Origin of the sequence: Sulfitobacter sp. R86518, assembly GCF_042466275.1 — a bacterium.
GTDB lineage: Bacteria > Pseudomonadota > Alphaproteobacteria > Rhodobacterales > Rhodobacteraceae > Sulfitobacter > Sulfitobacter pontiacus.
Genome location: NZ_JAXHCA010000005.1, coordinates 2,048,612 through 2,067,784, shown reverse-complemented (window position 1 = coordinate 2,067,784; position 19,173 = coordinate 2,048,612). Strand labels below are relative to the sequence as shown.

The following is a 19,173-nucleotide window of genomic DNA, read 5'->3' as shown; positions in this document are numbered from 1 at the left end:
TGCGACGGAATGACGGGCGGCTGTCGTTTGAACCGGTATCGCCACGCTGAAAACGGCGGGCGTTAGATAGATCACCAAAGGAAGAAACAGATGACAAAACGAGCAAATCTTCAGATCGCACTCTTGAGCGGGTTGATCGCATTGGGCGGCACGACACTGGTCGCGCAGAATGCGGATAAGGCAGAGGGCGGCAAACAAAGCCACTTTGTCCAGTTGGACACCGATATGAACGGTGAAGTCACTGCCGAAGAAATGAAAGCCCACGCCGCGGCACGTTTCGCTGCTGCTGACGCGGATGGCGACGGCTTCCTGACACAGGATGAACTGGCCGCCGCAGCCAAGGCACGCCACGCCGAGCGCAGCCAGCGCATGCTGGAGAAGCTGGACACCGACGGCAACGGGTCGCTTTCCGCGACCGAGCTTGAAGCCATGGGCAAAGGCAAAGGCGACCGGATGGCCAAGCGCCACGACAAGATGATGAAGCGCATGGATGCCAATGAAGACGGCAAGCTGTCGATGGAAGAAATGGCCGGGCGTCACAGCCCCGAGCAGATGATCGAGAAGCTGGACACCGACAAGAACGGATCGCTGAGCGCGGAAGAGTTCGCCAAAGCCCGTATGGGTGGCAAGCATCACGGCAAACGCGGTGGTCATGGCGGCAAGGACGGGCACGGCAAACCCGGCAAACACATGAAGCACGACAAGTCCGATGACGGCGACGCGGCTGCAACGGAATAAGGCAAGCATGCGGGCGCGCTTGAACGGCGCGCCCGCAAAGGCTACCTCCGGTTTGATGGATATGCACGATACGACGGATGCCGACGGGGTGGATGACCCCGAACGCGCCTTGCTGCACCGCTATGTGCAGGGGGATGCGGCGGCGGCACGGCTGTTGACGCTCCAGTTGACACCGCGCATCTTTGGTCACGCCTTCCGCATTCTGGGCAACGCGGCCGAGGCTGAAGACGTGACGCAAGACGCGCTGATGCGCCTGTGGAAGATCGCTCCGGACTGGCGCGATGGCGAAGCGAAGGTGACCACCTGGCTGTACCGTGTGACCGCCAACCTGTGCACCGACCGGCTGCGCAAACGCGGCCGTGGTGTCCCGCTTGAGGACATCGCGGAACCCACCGATCCGGCGGAGAGCGCCGAGGCTCGGCTGCAGCGCACGGCGCGCGAGGATGCCTTGCAAGCGGCGCTGGACAGATTGCCCGAGCGGCAGCGGCAGGCGGTGGTGCTGCGCCACATAGACGGGATGGCGAACCCCGAGATCGCGACCATTCTGGATGTCGGGGTCGAAGCGGTTGAAAGCCTGACCGCACGGGGCAAAAGGGCTTTGGCGAAACTTTTGGGCGCAAGACGTGACGCCTTGGGATACGATGATGACAAAACGTGACACAGATACGCTAGAGGCGCATTTCGAACAGGCGCGGGCGACTCCGCCGCAAATGCCTGCCGGCATGATGGACCGGCTGATCGCCGATGCGCTCGCGGCACAGCCTGCCCCTGCGATAGGGGGCTGGCGGGGTTTCTGGCGCGCCATCGGCGGCGCACCTGCCTTGGGCGGGCTGATCACGGCAACGGCTGTCGGGTTCTGGATCGGGGTCGCCCCGCCAAGCGGCTTGCCGGATGTCGCGACGCAGATCATCACCGGCGGCGACGATTACATCGTCGCCGATGCGACATCGCTGGACACCTATACGTCAGATCTGACGGCGTTCGGCTGGGACTTGGACGAGGGATAGAAAATGGCAGGCTTTGCATTCAAAAGCACGAAGACACTGCGGTGGGCCTTGGGGCTGTCGCTGGGGGTGAACCTTCTGGTGCTGGGGCTGGTTGCGGGGGCGGTCTATCGCTTTGACGGGCCGCATGGTGGCGCGATGCGGCACATGCGCGACTATGGCACGCCCTACGTCATGGCGTTGCCCGAAGAACGCCGCCGCGCCGTCTTTGCCGATGCGCGCAAGGGGCGCGAGGATAAATCCGTCAGCCGTGCCGCACGCCGCGCATTGTATCAAGAGGCGCTGACCGCCATCCGCGCAGAGCCCTTTGACCCCGCAGAGGCACGCCGTGTGCTGGACCTGCAACGCGACGCCACGCTGACCGTTCAGCAGACCGTTCAAAACGCGTGGCTGGCCGAGTTGGCCGAGATGTCGGCGACCGAGCGTGCAGCTTATGCCGACCGAGTCGAGGAAATGCTCAAGCGCGGCAAAAAGGGCAAACGCGACGACGCAAAGCCTCCGAAGGCCGGTCAATAGGCTGGCAACTGGCCCAAGCGGTCAGGGCCTGCCGTGCGGGATTGCGCGGCGCGGGCTTGCCAAATGCGCGCCCGGCGCGGTAGGCAAAGCGACCTTAACGAAAGTCGCGCCCCATGCTCCCTGAATTCAACGATCCGAACGAAGTTCTTGCCACCACGCGTGCCTCCTCTGGGCGGCGGGCCATCGGGCTGACGGCGCTTGGGATATTGGGGCTGTTCCTGATCTACGTCGCGTTCACCTCGTCGCCCGGTCTGGGCTGGCAGGTGTTCTTGCTGGCAATGGGGGGGCTGGCGCTTTGGATGGCTGACAAGATGCGCCGCGCAACCGCGGGCGCGATCGAGCTGACCGCCACCGAATTACGCGACAGCGACGGTACGGTGATTGCACGGGTCGAAGACATCATCGGGCTGGATCGCGGCGTTTTTGCGTTCAAGCCGTCTAACGGTTTTCTACTGCGCACCAAGCCCGGCACAGGCGGTGACCGCATCTGGCGCCCGGGCCTGTGGTGGCGGATTGGCCGGCGCATCGGTGTCGGCGGCATGACCCCCGGCAGTCAGACCAAGTTCATGTCCGAGATCATCTCTGCCATGATGGCAGAACGATCCTAAGCAAAAGGCCCGCAGGCAGATCGCCGCGGGCCTTTTCTTTCTGTCGTGATCGTCAGCTTTTACGCCCCGTCCGAGTACAGCACCCAAGGGGCGTAGCGCGGGCGGGTAAAGACGAAGTTCTTCACCTCTTGCACCGGCAGCCCGATGTTGAAGGGCGGGGCAAATGACGTCCATGTCTCGGTGACAGTGATATATTCACCATCCTCCAGTTCCGGGATTTTATCAGTCCAGCCGGTCACATCCGCTTGGGTCGCGTCGCTCAGGCTGCCGCGAGCGCGGGACCAGTGCAGCAGGAACCGTTTGTTCTTCTGATCGTATTTCGCCGAGGTGATGCGCACTGTCGTTGCGCCAGAGGAACGGGTCATATAATCCAGCAGATCCTGAATGCCGTCCATATATTCGGTGTCCATCGGCAGCGTCTCGCGCGAGATCATATCGCCGATGGTATAGGCCGCTTTCTGGTTGGTGTAATATTCCTGATAGGTCTGGAAGAAGGTAAACATCGCCAGATAGACCCAGAAGACCATGGGCATCATGATCACCGCTTCGATCGAGGCGCTGCCGTCCTGATCGCGCAGAAAACGCGCCAGTACACGGCGTTTGAGATAAGAGATAACCATTAGCTTGGCTCCTGCACAAAGGAGGATACGGCGTACATGCTGCCCTGACCCGCGCCATCAGTTTCGAACTTGAAGCCCATAGCGCTGCCCGGCAGCATCGGATCGAACTTGACGCAGGCCCGCAGCAGCATCAGCTGGTGCTGCGCGCCAAGGGTAAAGCCGCGTTCCTGTTTGACGGGCAGGGATTTGTCCACGCAGTCGGGCGAAGCGTTCATCGCGGCGAAGTTGCGCGGGTTCACCAGCACCATCTCAAGGCGCAGGGTATCCTTACAATCGCCGATATAGCCCACGTTGTCACAGATCATCGTTTTGATCATGTCGTGGGTGATCGTCGTGCGTGTGTTCAGCCGGATATACCGAACTGCCGTTTCCAGCCCGCGGTTCAGGTGGAACTGTCGCAGGGAATAAAGACTGACCTCGACTGACGCGAGGAACATGCCGAAGATGACCGGAAAGAGGATCACGAACTCGATCAGGACAACTGCGCCATCCTCACCCCGGCGGAACCGGCGCAGCGCTTGTGAAATGCGGGCGATCATTGGGTCAATCTCAACTGGTTGATCTGGCGGGCGATGGCACGGAAGGCTTCGGACAGCTCGACGCCTTCGACACGGAAGAAGTGGCTGGGCGAGGAGGCGCAATCCTGCATCGCGGGCACGTCCTCGTCATCGACCTCGAACCCGATGGACCAGATCACGATCCGCTTGGCTTTGGCGGCGTCGCAGATACTCGACAGCAAGGTGTTGCCCAGCGATTTGTTGTACTTCTGATAATAGAAGTAGCCCCAATAGCGCGAGTTTACCTCGCGGCGCAGATACCACCAAAGGTTGTATTTATTCCAATGAACATACTCGCTATCTTCGTTGTAGTATGTATTGCTGATGCGGAACGAGTTATCATTCGCGCCATCCGTCATAAGGATCACAGTCTTAAGCGTTTCTGAATCGGTATAGCTCGCAGGGCGGTTGTAGAATTCACGGTCGACATGACCGGCATTCACCAGCGAGTTGTTGATGTCCCGGAACGCCGGATCAAGCATCGCCGCAGCCCATTTCATGCCAAGGAAGATCGACGTACCAGCGCGCGGTACAAGATCATCGATCTGGTTCTTCAACGTGCGTTTGTTTTGTGAAAACGGGGTAATACGCTCGTAATCGTAGCGCGGGCAAACCGTATCGTCACGGTAGTTGTTGCGGCCGTCGTAGTTCCACTGGAAGTGCTGCATCTGGTTATACCGTGTGCTGCTATTCATCGCGATCGAATCAAAGTCACCATTGTCGAAATCGATGCAGTGGGAATAGTCGTGCTTTCTGTTCACGTTCATACGGTCCATGATCAACGGGCCCGCGTTCACTTGTTCCGAGTAGGGGACCAAGGAGACTGAAATCAGGTCTTCGTTCTCGTCCTTCAGCACGGTGTCCAAAAAGATATCGGCGGCGTCCTGTACCTCGCCCAAACGGTTATTGGTGGCCATCGAACCCGAGATATCGAGCACGAGCGAAATTTCGACTTTCGCAACGCGTTCTTCCGCCTGACTATGGGCGGGCACTTCGAGCGTGGGGAAACCAAAGCGGCCAATAAACTGGGTGTCCATGTCCTTGCTTGCGTCGACCGTCACGGTGCGAAAGTTCAGACCGTCATCCACCACGACATTCGACAGGAACTCGGTCATGCCCGATTTGGCAAAGTAGTCTTCCACCACCGTTTTGGGGTCACGCATCTGATCCAGATCGGCAGCGGCTAGAACGGCACGGTCCGACACAGCTTGCAGACGCGAGCGTTCCATCTCGTGGCGCATGAAATCTAGCTGGATGCCACCCACGGCGATCATCATCATGATCATGAAAAGCGCGAGGATCGTCACCAACCCGTCGTCTTCACGGGCGAACCGCGTCAGCCGCTTGCGCAGGGGGAGGGTTACCCATTTACTCACTGTATCGTTCACCGGCATTTCCATGTCCTTATTCGTGCGACCCATGCGACAGACGCATTTCGGGCGGATCGGCGTTGCCAGCAGATATGCGGGGTGAAGTTGGCCGAAATAGGGCGAAATACGTTTAAAAAAGTGTATACTCAGACCGTTTTTGGGGCAGATCCCGCCGGAGCAGCCGGACTGTCCCCTGTCAGGAAACTTCGCGCAGGACTTGTCTTGTGTGTCGTGATTGCTCGCTTTGGGCGATAAGTTTTCAAACTGATTAAAATTTGTGCGAAAACTTCGAAATATGGTGATTTACAGCTTTGCTTGACGCAGGTGCCATGTTCAAAAGGCGAGGCGATGAACCGGCCCGTATCAGGGTCGCAGAGCCAATTTAGGAGCGTAGAATGAACCCCGGAACCGAACCGAGCTTTCGCGATAGCGTCGACATCATGTTTAACCGGGCGGTGGCCCTGATGGACCTGTCGCCGGGTCTGGAAGAGAAGATTCGCGTGTGCAACGCGACCTACACGGTGCGTTTCGGCGTGCGCCTGCGCGGCGGTATCCAGACCTTCACCGGCTATCGCTCGGTCCATTCCGAACACATGGAGCCGGTCAAGGGCGGCATCCGGTACAGCCCCGGCGTGAACCAGAACGAGGTAGAGGCGCTGGCGGCGTTGATGACCTATAAATGCGCGCTGGTCGAGGCACCGTTCGGGGGCTCCAAAGGCGGGCTGTGCATTGATCCGCGCGACTATGACGAACACGAGCTGGAACTGATCACCCGCCGTTTCGCATACGAGCTGATCAAGCGCGATATGATCAACCCCGCGCAAAACGTTCCCGCCCCCGACATGGGCACGGGCGAGCGCGAGATGGCCTGGATCGCGGATCAGTACAAGCGCATGAACACCACGGATATCAACGGGGTTGCCTGTGTGACGGGCAAGCCGATCAACGCGGGCGGCATCCATGGCCGCACCGAGGCGACAGGCCGCGGCGTGCAATATGCGCTGCACGCGTTCTTCCGCGACACCAAGGGGATGGAAAAGGCCGGTCTGGGCGGTGAGCTGGACGGTAAACGCGTCGTGGTGCAGGGCTTGGGCAATGTGGGCTACCACGCCGCCAAGTTCCTGAGCGAAGAGGATGGCTGCAAGATCACCGCGATCATTGAACGCGACGGCGCTTTGTTCGATGACCGTGGTCTTGATGTGGAAGAGGTGCACCGCTGGATTTCCATGCATGGTACGATCAAGGGCTATCCAGATGCGCCCCTTGAAGAAGACGGTGCCAAGCTGCTGGAAGCGGACTGTGACATCCTGATCCCTGCGGCGCTGGAAGGGGTGATTAACCTGACCAACGCGCATAACATCAAGGCTCCGCTGATCGTCGAAGCCGCCAACGGCCCCGTAACCGCTGGTGCCGATGATATCTTGCGTGCAAAGGGCGTCGTGATCATCCCTGACATGTATGCCAACGCCGGCGGTGTGACGGTGTCATATTTCGAATGGGTCAAGAACCTGAGCCACATCCGTTTTGGCCGTATGCAGCGCCGCAACGAGGAAAGCCGCCACCAGCTGTTGGTGGACGAGCTGGAACGTCTGAGCGCCGATAGCGGTGTCGGCTGGCAGCTAAGCCCGAACTTCAAGGATAAATACCTGCGGGGTGCCGGGGAGCTTGAGCTGGTCCGCTCCGGTCTTTACGACACGATGAGCGACGCCTACCGGTCGATGGCGGAAGTCTGGCACAGCCGCGACGATGTCGAAGACCTGCGCACCGCCGCCTATCTGGTGAGCATCGGAAAGGTCGCCGCCAGCTACCGCGCAAAGGGGCTGTAACCTCGCGCGGGCCCTGTGCTGCGCCCCTGAAAAGTTCCCCGAAAGCCGCTGTGATAGCGGCTTTCGGCAAAGACGCGCCAAACCGCCAAGCGCGTACTGCGGAAAACCGCTCTGTCACTTGTATTCCAACGGGGGCTGGCTAGGTTCCTGCGCCATGAGCACCCGCTCTCGTGTCCGCTGCAGCCTTTAACTTAAAACGGCGTAGGCCGTGGAAGGGCGGCGGGCTTACAAAGAAACATTTAGGAGATGTGACGATGAAATTTGGTAAACTCATGATTGCCGCAGCACTGGCGACGTCCAGCGCGCCTGTCTTCGCCGCCACCAGCGCTGAAACCGATTGCCAGTATCAGGCAGATGTCGTGCAGGCCGTCCGGCAAGCGCGCATCGACCGCGTGAAAGAGCGTGACGTGCCGGATCACATCGCCTCCAAGAACCCCGAATGGCCCGATCGCTATGACGCGGTTGTCCCGCTGGTCGCCCCTTGGGTCTATGAAATGAAAATGCGCGACGTGAAGGGCAATGACCTTTCTGCCGCCTGGAACGAGATGTGTTTGGGCCAGTGACGCCCGCGCGCGTCGTTTGATCGTGCCGTAGTCCTTGTCGGGGCGGTAAGACGGGGGCCAGCCCCCATCGCCCTGACGGACGATCCCCCCGGAGTTTATCCGGCAAAATGAAGCCCGTCGCGCAGGCTTTGGGTGCTGGACTTTGGCCCTGCCGACCCAATATAAAACAGTATGAGCCTGCCCCCTGGATTTTTGGATGAACTGCGCAGCCGTGCCAGCCTGTCACAGGTGGTGGGGCGCAAAGTGATGTGGGATCCGCGCAAGTCCAATCAGGGCAAGGGCGATATGTGGGCTCCGTGCCCGTTCCACCAGGAAAAATCCGCCAGCTTCCACGTCGATGACCGCAAGGGATTCTACTATTGTTTCGGGTGCCACGCTAAGGGGGACGCGATCTCTTTCGTGCGAGAGACCGAGAATGTCAGCTTTATGGAAGCGGTAGAGATTCTGGCGCGTGAGGCGGGGATGCCCATGCCCAAACAAGACCCGCGCGCGCAGGAGAAGGCGGATAAGCGCACTCAACTGGCCGAGGTGATGGAGCTGGCGGTGCAGTATTTTCGGCTGCAGCTGCGCACCGCCGCGGCAGGGGCCGCGCGCGACTATCTTGCCGGGCGCGGGCTGACGCCGCAGGCCTTGGAGCAATGGGAAATCGGCTTCGCGCCGGACCTGTGGCAAGGGCTTTGGGATCACCTGAAGGCCAAGAATGTCGAGGATGCGTTGATCTTTGGGGCGGGGCTGGCCAAGCCTTCGTCCAAGGGCGGGCGGCCTTATGATACTTTCCGGGGCCGGATCATGTATCCGATCCGGGATGCCCGGGGGCGGGCGATTGCCTTTGGCGGGCGGGCAATGGACCCGAATGACAACGCCAAATATCTGAACTCCCCCGAGACGGAGCTTTTTGACAAAGGCCGCAGCCTCTACAATGTGCGTGATGCGCGGACAGCGGCAGGGCAGGGCAAGCCGTTGATCGTGGCCGAAGGCTATATGGATGTGATTGCATTGGTGCAGGCCGGTTTCGGTGCGGCGGTGGCCCCCTTGGGCACGGCGATCACCGAGAGCCAGCTGCAGATGTTGTGGCGCATCTCGCCCGAGCCGGTCATCACGCTGGACGGGGATGCGGCGGGTCAACGTGCGGCCATGCGCTTGATCGATCTGGCGCTGCCGCTGCTTGAGGCGGGGCAATCCTTGCGTTTTGCCGTGATGCCTGACGGTCAGGATCCGGATGATCTGCTCCGCGCCCACGGGGCACCAGCGTTGCAAAAGTTACTGGATAACGCGATGCCAATGGTGCGTCTGCTCTGGCAACGCGAGACCGACGGCCGCGTTTTCGACAGCCCCGAGCGTAAGGCAGGGTTGGACAAGGCGCTGCGCGAAAAGATCATGATGATCAAAGACCCGTCGATCCGCAGCCATTATGGCCAGGAAATCAAGGATCTGCGCTGGCAGCTCTTCCGTCCGCAAAAGGCCAAGAGAGATTTTAGCCCCGTCGCGCGCGGCTCCGGTGGGGCCAAATGGGCCCCCGCGCCGCAGGGGCCATCCCCTAGTGCGAAGTCCTCTATTCTGGTGACCGCAGCCGGGCTGGGAGCGACGGAGCATCTGCGCGAGGCGGTGATCCTGATGGCTCTGCTGGGCTGTCCGCAGCTTGTAGAAGAGTTCGAGAACGGGCTGGCCGCGATGCGCTGTCAGGACCCTGATCACGGGCGTATCCGCGATTTGATGTTGCGCCATGTGCATCACGATCCGGCGGTGTTGCGCGAAAAGATTTATGACGCAGTGGGGGAGTACACCCTTGAAAACATGCTGTCGCAGCGCCACGTAGCCATCACGCCCTGCATCCGAAGCCCTGGCAACCTGGAAAAGACGCGCATGACTGTCGCCGAAGAACTGGGCAAGCTGGAAGCCGTGCGCGGGCTGGACGAAGAGATTGCCGATGCGGTCGAAGATCTGACTGGCACCGCGGATGAAGGGCTGACATGGCGGTTGGGCGAAGCGGCACGCAACGCTGATCGCGCACAGCGCAGCGGGCAGGAAGATACCGCAGAATACGACATTGCCGAGAACGGTGCCCACATCAGCCGGGACGAACGCAGCGCTTTTGACGCATTGCTGGGGTCGATCCTGAAGGGTGATGCGAAAGACAAAAAATGAACCCGGCGTGGCTTTTTCGCCGGGATGTTTAACAAAATACAGGGTAACGGGTTTAAGAATCACCCAGAACCCCGCATGATTCGAACAACCGAATCACGTCACGTGATTCGCACCCATTCGCTGGAGGAAATTTCATGGCCGCCAAAGACACGAACGAAGACGCGAAGTCTGACGACCAGGATGCCGGCCATTCGCTTGATATGAGCCAAGCCGCCGTCAAAAAGATGATCGGCGAAGCCCGTGAAAAGGGCTATATCACCTACGATCAGCTGAACACCGTTCTGCCCCCTGACCAGGTCAGTTCGGAGCAGATCGAGGATGTGATGTCGATGCTGTCCGAAATGGGCATCAACGTGATCGAGGACGAAGAAGCCGAAGAAGAAGACGCCAAGGGCGGGACAGAAATTGCGACCACGGAAAGCAACCGTGATGTGGCGCTGTCCTCTGGCACGTCCGAAAAGCTGGACCGCACGGATGATCCCGTTCGCATGTATCTGCGCGAGATGGGATCGGTTGAACTGCTGAGCCGCGAGGGCGAGATTGCCATCGCCAAGCGGATCGAGGCAGGGCGCAACACGATGATCGCGGGGCTGTGTGAAAGCCCGCTGACCTTCCAGGCGATCACGATCTGGCGCGACGAACTTTTGTCCGAAGACATTTTGCTGCGCGATGTCATCGACCTCGAGGCGACATTCGGCACCCAGATGGGCGACGAAGAGGAAACGACTCCGGTCGTGCCAACCGCGGGCACCGAGACAAAGCCCGCCGAAAGCACCAGCGAAGTTGACGCCGACGGCAACCCGATCTCGAACGATGACGACGACGAGGATGATGACGAACAGGCCAACATGTCGCTGGCCGCAATGGAAGCCGCGCTGAAGCCGCAAGTGCTGGAAGCGCTCGACATCATTGCTGATGACTACGTCAAGTTGAGCCAAATTCAGGACAGCCGGATTTCGGCCACCCTGAACGAGGACGGCACCTTTTCGAAGACCGATGAGGAAGAATACCAGCGCGTCCGCTCCGAGATCGTGGCTTTGGTCAACGACCTGCACCTGCACAACAACCGTATCGAAGCGCTGATTGACCAGCTTTACGGCATCAACCGCCGCATCATGCAGATCGACTCTGCGATGGTGAAGCTTGCCGACCAAGCGCGCATCAACCGCAAGGAATTCGTCGACGCCTATCGCGGCTACGAGCTGGACCCCAACTGGATGGAGCGGATGGCCGAGAAGTCCGGTCGCGGCTGGCAGATGTTCATCGAACGGTCCTTCTGACAAGGTGGACGAGCTGCGGGCTGATATGGCGCAGGTGGGTCAATACGTCGGTCTTGATATCTCTGAATTCCGCCGCATCGTGCAGCAGGTTCAAAAGGGCGAGAAAGAGGCCCGTCAGGCCAAGAAAGAAATGGTCGAGGCGAACCTGCGTCTCGTGATCTCGATCGCCAAGAAATACACCAACCGTGGCTTGCAATTCCTTGATCTTATTCAGGAAGGCAACATCGGCCTGATGAAGGCCGTCGACAAGTTCGAATACCGTCGCGGTTATAAATTCTCGACCTATGCGACGTGGTGGATCCGTCAGGCGATCACCCGTTCCATCGCGGATCAGGCGCGCACCATCCGTATTCCGGTCCACATGATCGAAACGATCAACAAGCTGGTTCGGACCGGCCGCCAGATGCTGCACGAGATTGGCCGCGAGCCGACGCCGGAGGAACTGGCCGAGAAACTGCAGATGCCGCTTGAGAAAGTGCGCAAGGTGATGAAGATCGCCAAGGAGCCGATCTCTCTTGAAACGCCTATTGGCGACGAAGAAGACAGCCAGCTTGGTGATTTCATTGAGGATAAGAATGCCGTGCTGCCGCTCGACAGCGCCATTCAGGAAAACCTCAAGGAGACCACGACACGGGTTCTGGCCAGCCTCACCCCGCGCGAGGAACGTGTGCTGCGGATGCGCTTCGGCATCGGCATGAACACCGACCACACGTTGGAAGAAGTCGGCCAACAGTTCAGCGTGACCCGCGAACGTATCCGTCAGATCGAGGCGAAGGCGCTGCGCAAGCTCAAGCACCCAAGCCGGTCGCGCAAGCTGCGGTCGTTCCTCGATCAGTAAGCGCGTGATCGCGAGAGTTTTGAAAGGCGGGTGTTCAGGCACCCGCCTTTTTTCATGGCTGAAACGACGATCTCGAAGCTGTGAATTTAAAATCCCGCCGCGCAGCCTATCTGTGAACCACGCACCAAACAGGAGCCGCCATGAAACGTCTTGCCCTTGCCGCCATTCTCTCTGCCGCCCCGCTCGCCGCGTTTGCGCAATCCTTTACCGCGGTGAACGAGCTGCAGGTCATCCCGCTGTCGGGCACATCCTTCGAGGTGATCGAGGATCATGGTGAAGGGGCCCGGGGCATGTGGTGTGCCGCCGCCGAATATGCCGAGGAAAGGCTGGGCACGCCAAGCGCCGCTGAGATCTACGTCAAGTCGCCGCGCGGGCCATCTGTCAGCGGGGTAGGGCGCACGGGCGTCGTCTTTACCTTGAATGATGCAGAGCTGTCGGAGCCTGCATTCAAATCCTATTCGGTATCGGTGCGCAACGCGGGTCAGGCCCTGCCCGTGGGCCACGCCATCCAGTTCTGCAAGGACTACATTCTTGAGCTTAAAGACTTTTGAAAACTAGGAATACCACGATGAAAACCCTGACCACCGCTTTCGTACTGGCCGCATTGGCAACGACCCCAGCCCTCGCACAGGCCTATGTGCCGAATGACCGTCTGACTTTCACACCGACCGAGGGCGGCGTGCATATCAGCGGCAGCACCGGCTTTGGTGCGCGCGGGCATTGGTGTGCCGCGGCGGATTATGCGCTGCGCGAAATGGGCGCGCAGGACAGTCAAAAGCTGTATGTAAGCGAGCCGCGCGCGCGTGGTTTTGGCGGCGATGATGGTGTCACCTTCACGCTGGATCCCGCGGGGCTGACCCCATCGCCCGTCGTGATCCTGGGCGGATCCTTGACCAAGGCCGGGTCGGCTATGACCATCAGCCATGGGATCACGCTCTGCGGTGGTTTGCAATCGCCCGGGCGTTGAGGCTAGCCTGACCCATCAGCACAAGGCGGGCGGAATGAATAGCGAGTTTACGGTCAAGACCGGCGGGCAGGGGCTCTACGAGGTGACGGATCAGGTGCATCAGGCGCTATCGGGGCAGCGCTCTGACGGGTTGGTGACACTGTTCCTGCGCCATACCTCTGCCTCGCTGCTTATTCAGGAAAACGCGGACCCGGATGTGCAGCGCGATCTGCTGGCCTATTTCTCGCGTCTGGTGCCGCCTGCGGATGACCCGTCAATGGCCTACCTCCGGCATACGCTGGAAGGACCAGATGACATGCCCGCGCATATCAAGGCGGCAGTGCTGCCCGTTACGCTCAGCATCCCCGTGGTTGCAGGCCGCATGGTGTTGGGCACATGGCAAGGCATCTATTTGTTCGAACACCGCGACGCGCCCCATAGCAGACGCATCGCGGTGCATTTCGCCTGAACTCAATCCACCGGCATCAAGTGGATCTCGCGCACGGCTGCGTGGGCCGGTGCCTCTAGCGCGTGCATCACGGCCGATGCCACGTCTTCTGGTTTCAGCTTGTCGGGCTTGGCTTCGTCAAAGAACGCCGTGTCCACCATCCCGGGGGAGACAACCATACAGCGCCCACCCCATTCCGCCATTTCGTCGGCGAGGTTGCCCGCAAAGCCGTGGATAAAGAACTTGGTCGCGCCGTAGATCGACCCCTTGATGTGGCGGCGTCCTGCGGCGGAACCGGTCACAACATACTGCCCAGTGGTCTTGCGCAGATATGGCATCGCGGCATGGGCCGTATACAGCGCGCCCATCACGTTCAGATCGATCATCGATTTCCAGTCGTCCGGGTCACCCTTTTCGGTGCCGCCCGGCGATGTCCCCCGTCCTGCATTGGCAAAGACAGCATCGATTTGCCCGAACTTCTGGGCAAGACGGCTCATGGCCTGTTCCTGATCGTCGTATTGCGTGGCGTCCCCGGTCAGCACAAGCGCCTGATCCCCGATCTCGCGCGCAAGATCTTTCAGCTTGTCTTCGCTGCGGGCGAAAAGCCCGACGTTCCAGCCGGCCTTGGCCGCAGCGCGGGCGGTGGCAGCACCGATCCCGCTTGAGGCTCCGGTGATGAAAAGCGTGTTGGTCATAGTGAATTCCTTTCAGATCAGTCGTCTTGCAGGCACAACGCATGGTATCAGGCAAAGTTCAGGGCAGTTTTCCCCGCTACAACATATAGATGGGCATTTCGCCCCTACCCAAAACCTCGCGTTGGTCCTATAGTTTTGGGGAATGGGGGTGTTTCACCCCCTATTGAGCAGGTTTAAGATAAGGGGACCGGCTATGCGCTGCCCGTTTTGCGGAAATATCGACACCCAAGTTAAAGACAGCCGCCCGGCCGAGGATCACGTTTCGATCCGCCGCCGCCGTTTCTGTCCCGCCTGCGGGGGCCGGTTTACCACCTATGAACGGGTACAGCTGCGTGATCTGGTTGTCGTCAAAACCTCGGGCAAGCGCGAGGATTTCGACCGTGACAAGCTGGAACGCTCCATCCGGATCTCGATGCAGAAACGCCCGATTGATCCCGAACGGATCGATCAGATGATCAGCGGCATCGTGCGCCGTTTGGAAAGCATGGGCGAAACCGATGTCGGATCGAAACAAATCGGCGAGATCGTGATGGAGGCACTGGCCCGCATCGACACCGTCGCCTACGTCCGCTTTGCCAGCGTCTACAAGAACTTTCAGGCGGCAGATGATTTCGATAAATTCGTGCAGGAACTGCGGCCCGATACCCCTGCGGACGAATAAGCATGTCTGACGACGCGCGCTTTATGGCGCTGGCCTTGTCGCTGGGCCGGCGCGGGCAGGGGGCTGTCTGGCCCAATCCCGCCGTCGGCTGCGTCATCGTGCAACACGGCCGCATTGTCGGGCGCGGCTGGACCCAGCCGGGCGGCAGGCCCCATGCGGAACCCCAAGCGCTGCTTCAGGCCGGACCTGCGGCACAGGGGGCGACGGTCTATGTCACCCTCGAACCCTGCGCCCATACCGGCAAGACGCCGCCCTGCGCCGATGCGCTTGTCGCCGCCAAGCCTGCGCGCGTGGTGATCGCCTGCACCGACAGCGATCCACGCGTCAGCGGCAAGGGCATTGCGATCCTCCGTGCGGCGGGCACTATTGTTGACGTAGGAGTGCTCGAAGATGAAGCCCGCGCGGATCATCTGGGCTTTTTCCTGCGTGTCGACGAAGGCCGCCCGATGGTGACGCTCAAACTCGCCAGCAGCTTTGACGGTCGGATTGCCACCGCGTCGGGCGAAAGTCAGTGGATCACTGCCCCGCCCGCCCGCCGCGTGGTTCATGCCATGCGCAGCCGCCATGACGCGGTCATGGTGGGCGGTGGCACGGCGCGGCAGGATGACCCTAGCCTGACTGTGCGCGACCTTGGCACCACGCGCCAGCCGACACGGATTGTTGTGTCGAACGGGCTGGACATCCCCCTGAATGGCACGCTCGCCAGAACCGCCAATGACATCCCCCTGATCCTTTGCCACGGCCCCAAGGCCCCGGCAGAGCTGATCGAGACGTGGGAAAGCCTTGGCGCGACGCTGATCTCTTGCGCACCAAAGATGGGCCAGATCGACGCCGATGACATGCTCCAGCAGCTTGGACGCCACGGTCTGACACGCATCTTCTGCGAGGGCGGCGGCGGACTGGCTGCGACGCTGCTAAAGGAGAATCTCGTGGATCAACTGGTCGGGTTTACGGCGGGTCTGGCCCTTGGCGCGGACGGCTTGCCCGCCATCGCGCCGCTGCAGCTTCAACGTCTGGCGCAGGCCCCGCGCTTCACCCTGACCGAAACTTCGCGCATCGGCCCCGACCTGATCCACATCTGGCACCGGGCCAACACGCCCGCCTAACCCCTTCCAAATGGCTTAAAATCCCGGGGGCGCGGGGGCTGGCCCCCGCCTCTGATCTGCAACAGTCCCGACCTCTCACCCATGCCGCCGCCACAAATGCGCCTGTGTGGCAAACACGCCCTGCAGCTTCGCCAGCACCCGGTTCGCCACCCCGCGCCGCGGCAGATCACCCGAAGCCAACCGCTCCACCACCACCTCGACCGGGCAGGCGGTACCGCTGCGCGGATCAAAGTAGCGCGGATAATCGATCAGGGCGGCATGCGCCAAACCTTCGATGCTCACCTCTGCCCTTCGCCGCGCCGGGATATCGCCGCGGTCTTCGGTCAGCCCCCAGCCCGCGTAGAAGGGGGCACCTAAGGTCACCACCTTGACGCCGCGCAGCAGGGCCTCGAACCCCAGCAGCGATGTCATGGTCCAAACCTCATCCACATGCGCCAGCAGAGCGATGGGGTCGGCATCGGTGAGCACACGGTCCGCCAGCCCGCCTGCGTCAATCGCGCCGCGGCGCAGCCCGGCCTCTACATCGGGATGGGGCTTGTACAGGATCACGGCGTCGGGATGTGCGGTGCGCGCGGCGTGTAGCAGCGCCAGATTGGTGGATACCGCATCGGTGCCCGCACGGATGGAGGCGTCGTCCTCCACCTGACCCGGTACCAGAATGCGCCGTCCGGCGGGCAGGGCGTCCAGATCGCCACCGCCGCCAAGGTTATACTTGCTTAACCCCGCGTCGCGCAGCGCCGCAATCAACCGTGCCGCGCGGCGCGACTGGTCGGGGCGCATTTTGGCGCGCGACGTGATCAACTGTTCCAACCGGCTGGGGCTGCGCGGGTCATAGTAGATACCCAGATCATCGCAGATCAGCGACAGGGGCGGCACCAGATCGGCCCCCAATCCGCGCGAGCGCAGGAAACCGTCTTCGACCCGCAGGGCGCCGGCATGGGCCTGCGTCGCTTTCGATGCCCAGACCATCCAGGGCTTGCCTGTGGCGCGGGCGGCCTTCGGGTCATTCTGGTAGGTCACCGGCGCCCAGCGGCCAAAGAAACGCTGCAAGGGCTGACGTTTCCACAGGCGCATGTCAGAGGCGACCCAGCCCCGGTGGTCTTCGCGCCAGGCTCGGGTCTGCGCGGCCATCGCCTCTATCACGGTTTCCAGATCACACAGGCAGTCACGGTGCGGATCGTACCATTTTGGATAAAGGATCATCGCTCCTGCAAAAAGTTGCGCACGGGTCAGCACACGTTGCCGCCGCTGCACGGGGAATTCATCTTCGGTCAGGCCCCATCCCGCATAGAAGGGCTGCCCGAAGACCCGGGGCTTGTGGCCAGCAAAGATCGCCTCGAACCCCATCTGTGACGACACGGTATAGACACGTACGGCCCCTTCAAACAGGGTCCAGGGGCTGATGGGTGCGGTCAGCAGGGTGATGCGGTCGTTGGCGTCCTCAAGCCCGAAATGACCGCTGCGATAGCCCTTTGCGGTTTCCGGATGGGTCTTGATGATGATCCGCGCGCCGGGGTTCTCTTGCTGGGCAAAGACCAGCATCTCAAGGAACCGCGACCGGTCCGCGCCCGAGGCCGCGACCGACGCATCACCCAAGGTCTGGTCGATCACCAACACATAGCCGGGATCCGGCGCGGGGTGCGCGGTGTCGAACCCGCTGTATTTGGTCAGATGCGTCTCGGTGATGCGGTGGATGGCACCGCGCGCACGGTCCAGCAAAGCCGTGTCATCCAGCGGGTGGCTGGTCAGGATGTCCTCAAGCTCGGAGGGCTGTGCCGGGTCGAAATGCAACCCCTTGTGATCGACCAGGAGCCCCAGCGGCGGCTCGCCTGCGCGACCGGGAAACAGCGACCGCAGCATCGCGTCTTCGACGCGGACAACGGGTAGCCCTTTTTTGGATGCGACGGCCAGCCCACGATGCGCGGTGCCCGCATTGCCCCATACGGCGATCGCATCCCCGTCGCGCGGCATGCCCAGATGCAGGCTATAGCCCAACAGCTGCAAGATGCGCCGCACCCGCCGGTTGGTGATGAAGCCGCCGTTAAACACAAAAAGCCGCCGATCCCGTGGGGAACCGGCGGCGGGTGTGTCGTATATTTCAGGCCCTAAAGCCATCGGCCCAGATCAGTTGCTCGACGCGAGCGACGACAGGTTGTTGACCGAGCTGGCCGACCCCGTGATCGAGGAGATGACCTTGCTCCACTGGGTGAAGGGGGCTTCGGTGACGTAGAGCGTATCGCCATCACGGATCACGAAATCGCGGGCCATGAACATGCCGTTGGGCTTGGTCAGGTCAAGCACATAGACCATGCGCTGTGCGCCTTGCAGGTCATTGCGGCCCAGAACCTGTGCGACGACCGCTTCGGGTTCGTTGCGGAAGACGAAAACACCTGTCGGGTCAGCGGTGCCCGCGTTCAGCCCGCCCACCTGTGCGATGCCTTCAAGCGCTGACAGGTTCTTGGTCTCGAACGGGACTTTCTGCTGCGCGCCGGTGGCACCAAGGGCCACAAAGGACCGTGTGTCTTCCTCGATCAGGATGCGATCCCCGCCGCGCAGGGCGATGTCGAGCTCTGGGTGGCTGTAAAGATCTTCAAGCCAGATTTTGCCCCGCTGATTGCCACGCAGCACGGTGACCTGCGCGATTTGGGGGGTGATGGTCACACCACCGGCACGCGCCAGCATGGTGGCAAGCGTGCGCGTCGGTCGTTCAATCGCATAGACACCCTGCGCACCGACAGAGCCGACAAGCGACACGGTCGCCCCGTCACCGGCCAGACGGCGCACCTGAACTTGCGGGTCCGGCGTTTGTTCGGACAGTTTGTTGGTGATGATGCGGCGGATCGCTTCGGGGGAATTGCCAGCGGCCTTGATCCGGCCCGCGTAGGGCACAAAGATGAACCCCGATCCGTCGACCTGCACTTCTTCCAGCACGGTGGCGTTGGCCCCTTGGGCGGCCAGCAAGCCATCATCGACGTTTTCCCAGATCGTCAGCCCCAGCGTATCACCGGGGTTGATCGTATCCGACCCAAGTTGACCGGCGTTGATGAACCCCGGGCTAAAGCCAAGCGCGGGGGCGACGGCGGTGGCGCGGGTCACACGGTCGTTGACGGCGACAACAAATGCGTCGCCCTCCTTCTGGACCGATCCGGCAAAGATCTGACGTTTGTTCGGGCCAACCTGCGGAAGGCCACATGAAGATACCACGGCCATAGCCGCAAGTAATGCGATGGGACGCGCCCACCGGAAGGGTAC

Annotated in this window: 19 protein-coding genes and 1 pseudogene; 14 read left to right on the top strand and 6 right to left on the bottom strand. The window is 61.1% G+C overall.

What is annotated here, in order from left to right; translation table 11 throughout:
* The first annotated feature begins 90 nt into the window (after window positions 1–90).
* The 5 genes from SJY36_RS10985 to SJY36_RS10965 all read left to right on the top strand — a co-directional run bounded on the left by SJY36_RS10985 (window position 91) and on the right by SJY36_RS10965 (window position 2,866).
* Window positions 91–738, top strand: a complete 648-nt coding sequence (locus SJY36_RS10985; protein WP_009825057.1) for an EF-hand domain-containing protein — start codon at window positions 91–93, stop codon at window positions 736–738.
* A complete protein-coding gene (locus tag SJY36_RS10980) occupies window positions 710–1,396 on the top strand; it encodes an RNA polymerase sigma factor (RefSeq protein WP_386175030.1) in 687 nt (228 codons plus the stop codon). The genes SJY36_RS10985 and SJY36_RS10980 overlap by 29 nt, the downstream gene beginning before the upstream one ends.
* A complete protein-coding gene (locus tag SJY36_RS10975; RefSeq protein ID WP_386175027.1) occupies window positions 1,383–1,745 on the top strand; it encodes a hypothetical protein in 363 nt (120 codons plus the stop codon). The genes SJY36_RS10980 and SJY36_RS10975 overlap by 14 nt, the downstream gene beginning before the upstream one ends.
* 3 nt (window positions 1,746–1,748) lie before the next feature.
* The gene (locus SJY36_RS10970) at window positions 1,749–2,258 is read left to right on the top strand and encodes a periplasmic heavy metal sensor (RefSeq protein WP_386175024.1); all 510 of its coding nucleotides are present in this window, start codon (window positions 1,749–1,751) and stop codon (window positions 2,256–2,258) included.
* A 113-nt stretch (window positions 2,259–2,371) separates the two neighbouring features.
* A complete protein-coding gene (locus SJY36_RS10965; protein WP_005849249.1) occupies window positions 2,372–2,866 on the top strand; it encodes a hypothetical protein in 495 nt (164 codons plus the stop codon).
* Between the two features lie 59 nt (window positions 2,867–2,925).
* Here SJY36_RS10965 and SJY36_RS10960 read toward each other — a convergent pair whose 3' ends face one another.
* The 3 genes from SJY36_RS10960 to SJY36_RS10950 are packed head-to-tail and all read right to left on the bottom strand — an operon-like array spanning window position 2,926 to window position 5,464.
* On the bottom strand, window positions 2,926–3,486 hold the full coding sequence (locus tag SJY36_RS10960) for a TadE/TadG family type IV pilus assembly protein (RefSeq protein WP_386175021.1): 561 nt from the start codon (window positions 3,484–3,486) through the stop codon (window positions 2,926–2,928).
* A complete protein-coding gene (locus SJY36_RS10955) occupies window positions 3,486–4,025 on the bottom strand; it encodes a TadE/TadG family type IV pilus assembly protein (RefSeq protein ID WP_005849245.1) in 540 nt (179 codons plus the stop codon). The genes SJY36_RS10960 and SJY36_RS10955 overlap by 1 nt, the downstream gene beginning before the upstream one ends.
* Window positions 4,022–5,464 carry a pilus assembly protein TadG-related protein gene (locus SJY36_RS10950; RefSeq protein WP_386175018.1) on the bottom strand — a complete coding sequence of 481 codons (1,443 nt, stop codon included), beginning with the start codon at window positions 5,462–5,464 and terminating at the stop codon, window positions 4,022–4,024. Before SJY36_RS10950 ends, SJY36_RS10955 begins: the two co-directional genes overlap by 4 nt.
* Window positions 5,465–5,808: 344 nt before the next feature.
* Here SJY36_RS10950 and SJY36_RS10945 point away from each other — a divergent pair, with 344 nt between their 5' ends.
* From SJY36_RS10945 to SJY36_RS10915, 7 genes and pseudogenes are all read left to right on the top strand, one after another.
* A complete protein-coding gene (locus tag SJY36_RS10945) occupies window positions 5,809–7,239 on the top strand; it encodes a Glu/Leu/Phe/Val dehydrogenase (protein ID WP_005849243.1) in 1,431 nt (476 codons plus the stop codon).
* Window positions 7,240–7,493: 254 nt separating this feature from the next.
* The gene (locus tag SJY36_RS10940) at window positions 7,494–7,802 is read left to right on the top strand and encodes a hypothetical protein (RefSeq protein ID WP_005849241.1); all 309 of its coding nucleotides are present in this window, start codon (window positions 7,494–7,496) and stop codon (window positions 7,800–7,802) included.
* A 171-nt stretch (window positions 7,803–7,973) separates the two neighbouring features.
* Window positions 7,974–9,947 (top strand): DNA primase, encoded by a 1,974-nt coding sequence (gene dnaG / locus SJY36_RS10935; RefSeq protein ID WP_386175013.1) that lies wholly within the window; start codon window positions 7,974–7,976, stop codon window positions 9,945–9,947.
* A 134-nt stretch (window positions 9,948–10,081) separates the two neighbouring features.
* A pseudogene (rpoD, locus tag SJY36_RS10930) lies at window positions 10,082–12,065 on the top strand (RNA polymerase sigma factor RpoD).
* Window positions 12,066–12,205: 140 nt separating this feature from the next.
* A complete protein-coding gene (locus SJY36_RS10925) occupies window positions 12,206–12,616 on the top strand; it encodes a hypothetical protein (protein WP_386175011.1) in 411 nt (136 codons plus the stop codon).
* 17 nt (window positions 12,617–12,633) lie between these two features.
* Window positions 12,634–13,032, top strand: a complete 399-nt coding sequence (locus SJY36_RS10920) for a hypothetical protein (RefSeq protein ID WP_386175008.1) — start codon at window positions 12,634–12,636, stop codon at window positions 13,030–13,032.
* Window positions 13,033–13,066: 34 nt separating this feature from the next.
* On the top strand, window positions 13,067–13,480 hold the full coding sequence (locus SJY36_RS10915) for a secondary thiamine-phosphate synthase enzyme YjbQ (protein ID WP_386175005.1): 414 nt from the start codon (window positions 13,067–13,069) through the stop codon (window positions 13,478–13,480).
* A 2-nt stretch (window positions 13,481–13,482) separates the two neighbouring features.
* Here SJY36_RS10915 and SJY36_RS10910 read toward each other — a convergent pair whose 3' ends face one another.
* Window positions 13,483–14,154 carry an SDR family oxidoreductase gene (locus tag SJY36_RS10910; protein ID WP_386175002.1) on the bottom strand — a complete coding sequence of 224 codons (672 nt, stop codon included), beginning with the start codon at window positions 14,152–14,154 and terminating at the stop codon, window positions 13,483–13,485.
* A 193-nt stretch (window positions 14,155–14,347) separates the two neighbouring features.
* On the opposite strand from SJY36_RS10910, the gene nrdR reads away from it, so the two are divergent.
* Together nrdR and ribD are read left to right on the top strand one after the other, a co-directional pair.
* On the top strand, window positions 14,348–14,815 hold the full coding sequence (nrdR, locus tag SJY36_RS10905) for a transcriptional regulator NrdR (protein WP_005849229.1): 468 nt from the start codon (window positions 14,348–14,350) through the stop codon (window positions 14,813–14,815).
* A gap of 2 nt (window positions 14,816–14,817) precedes the next feature.
* The gene (gene ribD, locus SJY36_RS10900; RefSeq protein WP_386174999.1) at window positions 14,818–15,921 is read left to right on the top strand and encodes a bifunctional diaminohydroxyphosphoribosylaminopyrimidine deaminase/5-amino-6-(5-phosphoribosylamino)uracil reductase RibD; all 1,104 of its coding nucleotides are present in this window, start codon (window positions 14,818–14,820) and stop codon (window positions 15,919–15,921) included.
* 75 nt (window positions 15,922–15,996) lie between these two features.
* Here ribD and SJY36_RS10895 read toward each other — a convergent pair whose 3' ends face one another.
* Complete coding sequence (locus SJY36_RS10895; RefSeq protein ID WP_386174997.1) at window positions 15,997–18,036, bottom strand: capsular polysaccharide biosynthesis protein; 2,040 nt, start codon at window positions 18,034–18,036, stop codon at window positions 15,997–15,999.
* Window positions 18,037–18,045: 9 nt separating this feature from the next.
* Window positions 18,046–19,131, bottom strand: a complete 1,086-nt coding sequence (locus SJY36_RS10890; RefSeq protein WP_005849224.1) for a polysaccharide biosynthesis/export family protein — start codon at window positions 19,129–19,131, stop codon at window positions 18,046–18,048.
* Window positions 19,132–19,173 lie beyond the last annotated feature (42 nt).

Excerpts from the sequence above, each read along its gene's own strand:
- SJY36_RS10985 (WP_009825057.1), top strand. The coding sequence starts at position 91 with ATGACAAAACGAGCAAATCTTCAGATCGCACTCTTGAGCGGGTTGATC.
- SJY36_RS10965 (WP_005849249.1), top strand. The coding sequence starts at position 2,372 with ATGCTCCCTGAATTCAACGATCCGAACGAAGTTCTTGCCACCACGCGT.
- SJY36_RS10975 (WP_386175027.1), top strand. The coding sequence starts at position 1,383 with ATGACAAAACGTGACACAGATACGCTAGAGGCGCATTTCGAACAGGCG.
- nrdR (WP_005849229.1), top strand. The coding sequence starts at position 14,348 with ATGCGCTGCCCGTTTTGCGGAAATATCGACACCCAAGTTAAAGACAGC.
- dnaG (WP_386175013.1), top strand. The coding sequence starts at position 7,974 with ATGAGCCTGCCCCCTGGATTTTTGGATGAACTGCGCAGCCGTGCCAGC.
- SJY36_RS10940 (WP_005849241.1), top strand. The coding sequence starts at position 7,494 with ATGAAATTTGGTAAACTCATGATTGCCGCAGCACTGGCGACGTCCAGC.
- SJY36_RS10915 (WP_386175005.1), top strand. The coding sequence starts at position 13,067 with ATGAATAGCGAGTTTACGGTCAAGACCGGCGGGCAGGGGCTCTACGAG.
- SJY36_RS10945 (WP_005849243.1), top strand. The coding sequence starts at position 5,809 with ATGAACCCCGGAACCGAACCGAGCTTTCGCGATAGCGTCGACATCATG.
- SJY36_RS10890 (WP_005849224.1), bottom strand. The coding sequence starts at position 19,131 with ATGGCCGTGGTATCTTCATGTGGCCTTCCGCAGGTTGGCCCGAACAAA.
- SJY36_RS10970 (WP_386175024.1), top strand. The coding sequence starts at position 1,749 with ATGGCAGGCTTTGCATTCAAAAGCACGAAGACACTGCGGTGGGCCTTG.
- SJY36_RS10920 (WP_386175008.1), top strand. The coding sequence starts at position 12,634 with ATGAAAACCCTGACCACCGCTTTCGTACTGGCCGCATTGGCAACGACC.
- SJY36_RS10925 (WP_386175011.1), top strand. The coding sequence starts at position 12,206 with ATGAAACGTCTTGCCCTTGCCGCCATTCTCTCTGCCGCCCCGCTCGCC.
- SJY36_RS10955 (WP_005849245.1), bottom strand. The coding sequence starts at position 4,025 with ATGATCGCCCGCATTTCACAAGCGCTGCGCCGGTTCCGCCGGGGTGAG.
- SJY36_RS10980 (WP_386175030.1), top strand. The coding sequence starts at position 710 with ATGACGGCGACGCGGCTGCAACGGAATAAGGCAAGCATGCGGGCGCGC.
- SJY36_RS10895 (WP_386174997.1), bottom strand. The coding sequence starts at position 18,036 with ATGGCTTTAGGGCCTGAAATATACGACACACCCGCCGCCGGTTCCCCA.
- ribD (WP_386174999.1), top strand. The coding sequence starts at position 14,818 with ATGTCTGACGACGCGCGCTTTATGGCGCTGGCCTTGTCGCTGGGCCGG.
- SJY36_RS10960 (WP_386175021.1), bottom strand. The coding sequence starts at position 3,486 with ATGGTTATCTCTTATCTCAAACGCCGTGTACTGGCGCGTTTTCTGCGC.
- SJY36_RS10910 (WP_386175002.1), bottom strand. The coding sequence starts at position 14,154 with ATGACCAACACGCTTTTCATCACCGGAGCCTCAAGCGGGATCGGTGCT.
- SJY36_RS10950 (WP_386175018.1), bottom strand. The coding sequence starts at position 5,464 with ATGGGTCGCACGAATAAGGACATGGAAATGCCGGTGAACGATACAGTG.